Raw genomic sequence first — 2,405 nt, 5'->3', positions numbered from 1 at the left:
GTCTAAGTTTACAGGCACTCCTGATAAATCGCTAAAGTTGCCACTAAATAGTGAAACAGAGCCACCACCACCGGAAAGCGTGAGTGAATTTGAAGCTCGGCTTATAGATTGAATTTCATTAGTAGGATCAGCATCGGCATCATTAATCAGTGGGCTCAGGTCTACACTATTACCGTTTTGTATGCTTAGCGTATTGGCACTGAATGAGATATTTTGATTGTCTGTATTTGTGCCTGTAAATGGTGATAAATCGATATCAGAAGCTCCTGCATTGTTACTTATTGATAAAGTTGTGCCTGTGAGAATAAGATCTTGTATTTCGTTTGTAGGGTCAGCATCGGCATCACCTGTGTTGCTAATTGTATTGTTAACGATAGAAATTCCAGTTCCTGCCACCAACTCAGGGCCATTTTTAAGCGGTTGCCAGTTAGCGTCATGCCAATAGTAAAACTTATTTTCATTGCTATCAAAAACTAGCAGACCATTGTCAGAGGCAGTTAAATTAGAAGTAAAACTGTTAGCTGTGCGCTCGCTTGTTGTGAGTCTGGGCACCAAAAACCCCTGATTGTTTGTGGGTGACACCAGCTCGAGTACTGCATTGTCGTTTGAGTTTTCTGTACCTATCCCCACAGAGTTTTGGGCAGAACAAATTATTATATTTATGAAGAGACAGGAGAGAGTTAAACAGTATATTCTTTTCATAATTACAAAGCTTTAACCTATACAAGTTAAACTTTACATTACAAAAATCATATTTATTTTTTAATTAACTCATTAATTAGCAGTGAGATGAGTGATTAGGTTACCATAAAAGTCTACTAATTACAGTATTTCTTGAATATTTCGTTTATTTCTCCAGGCTGGAGATGTCTGCCTCGATTTTTGCCTGCCAACTCAATTATCTCGGAAACGGCTGAAGGGTTGAGTCCCATTTTTATTCCTAAATTTCGACAAAATAAAAGCTCTCGCTCATCTAAGTCCATGTCGATATTCATCAAAATCAGTAATCGATGAAATAGTGGTATAATTTGAAACTCATTTTCAGGCAAGTCTCTTTCGGTGCCAAGGGTTTCAATTTTGGCAAGATCAAGCATATCTACACCAAGTTTCTTTGCTACTACTTTTACATAGGTCGCCTCTATTTTTGATGTTTCCTCATCTGCATGAGCCAGTGCCATCAAATCTGCCAGATGACTTAGTTTTTCTTTGTAAGAAAGTGCCATGTAAAAAGTTATTTCGTAAAGTTTAAAGAACTCAGCAATTTAAATAAAAGAATCAAGAGGAAGGTAAGTTGTCTAGCAAAAACTGCTTTACGTTTTCTCCCATAATTGCCTTTATTTCAGAGGTTGTAAACCCTTGCTTCAACATTTCTTCTACAATTAAAGGCAGCCCTGTAATATCAAAAGGTAAAGTTACACTACCATCAGTGTCTGAGCCCAAAGCGACATGTTTAACCCCAACAAGTGACTTCACATGTTTCATAGAAGCAACAATGCCTTTCACGCCTTCATCGCCAATTGCACCAGGGAAGAATGCGATGCCTATAAGACCACCATTGGCAGCAATACGCTTTATCTGTGCATCTGAAAGGTTTCGGGGTGAGTTGAGTACTGCCTTTACACCTATATGAGATACGATTACGGGGCGGGTGGTTCTGTCGAGTATATCTTCAATCATTTGAGGTGAAATATGAGCCAGATCAATGATCATTTCTAAATCATCCATCCGATCAATCACTTGTTTGCCAAAATCGGTTAACCCTTCACCAGATATGCCGTGTGCAGATCCTCCCAGTTTGTTATCGAAGAAGTGCGTGGCTGCCATCATTCTCACACCAGCATTAAATAATTTATCCACATTTTCCAGATCACCTTCCAAGCAATGGGCTCCTTCGATACCCAAAAAGCCAGCCATTGCTTTTGGGTTTGTTTTTCTATGACTTACAAAGTTTGTGAGATCTGATTTTGACTTTATAAGCTGCATATTATCATAATCACTGGCGAAATCATGTAGTTTCTCACATTGATAGATAGCGCGATCATAGAGGTTAAACCAGGTGCCTACCGGCTGGCCTTGAGCAATGCTCAATGAAGTAATATTGTCTGTAGCATCAGCACTGTTTTGATGCATGTTTTGGCCTTTGGGAGATTTAGTTACGATAGTAAAAGCCTGTAGGGCCACATTGGCCTCCTGCATTCTAGGAAAGTCTACATGCCCGTAATCTGATTTCTCTGTGAGGTCTCGATCCCATAAGAGTGCATCGCAATGTAAATCGGCAATAAAGTCTAAATTATTATATACATCCATTGCCTGTTTAGAAGCTTGATATGGAGGAGGAGTGGTGATCTTATTTCGGCCTTTTTCTACAATAGGAGGGACGATGAGGGTAGCCGCAAAGTAAAGAC

2 protein-coding genes and 1 pseudogene are annotated in these 2,405 nt (G+C 39.5%); all 3 read right to left on the bottom strand.

What is annotated here, in order from left to right; translation table 11 throughout:
- A pseudogene (locus E1176_RS02295) lies at positions 1 to 630 on the bottom strand (hypothetical protein); the annotation flags it as partial.
- Positions 631 to 818: 188 nt separating this feature from the next.
- Positions 819 to 1,223, bottom strand: coding sequence for a hypothetical protein (locus E1176_RS02290; protein WP_155208958.1), 405 nt, complete (start codon positions 1,221 to 1,223; stop codon positions 819 to 821).
- Between the two features lie 52 nt (positions 1,224 to 1,275).
- On the bottom strand, positions 1,276 to 2,405 hold a 1,130-nt coding region (locus tag E1176_RS02285), incomplete at its 5' end, for a dipeptidase (RefSeq protein WP_155208957.1).

Origin of the sequence: Fulvivirga aurantia (assembly GCF_009711475.1) — a bacterium.
Lineage (GTDB): Bacteria > Bacteroidota > Bacteroidia > Cytophagales > Cyclobacteriaceae > Fulvivirga > Fulvivirga aurantia.
Note: the sequence above shows the minus strand (reverse complement) of the source record. Positions and strands in the feature narration are given on the sequence as shown.